This is a genomic window from Paraburkholderia strydomiana (genome assembly GCF_046030495.1).
Taxonomy (GTDB): domain Bacteria; phylum Pseudomonadota; class Gammaproteobacteria; order Burkholderiales; family Burkholderiaceae; genus Paraburkholderia; species Paraburkholderia strydomiana_A.
The window spans coordinates 1-283 of sequence record NZ_JAQQCJ010000088.1 but is presented as its reverse complement, the minus strand read 5'-3'; the positions used below and the strand labels follow the sequence as shown (position 1 = coordinate 283).

At 64.7% G+C, this 283-nt stretch carries 1 pseudogene; it reads left to right on the top strand.

Going from position 1 to position 283, the window contains the following annotated elements:
* Positions 1 to 283 (top strand): annotated as a pseudogene (locus PQQ53_RS35045) (threonine ammonia-lyase, biosynthetic); the annotation flags it as partial.

Sequence of the window (283 nt, the reverse complement as noted above, 5' to 3'; positions counted from 1 at the left end):
TTTCGACCGCATGCGCTTCGTCGCCGAGCGTGCTGAAGTCGGCGAGGCGCGCGAAGCAGTGTTCGCGGTGACGATCCCCGAAGAGCGCGGCAGCTTCAGGCGTTTCTGCGAACTGGTCGGCACGCGCAGCGTCACCGAGTTCAACTACCGGATCGCGGACGCGAACTCGGCGCATATCTTCGTCGGCGTGCAGATCAGAAACCGCAGCGAATCCGTGCAGATCGCGGGCGCCTTCGAAGCCCACGGCTTCGCCACCGTCGACCTGACCTTCGACGAACTCTCC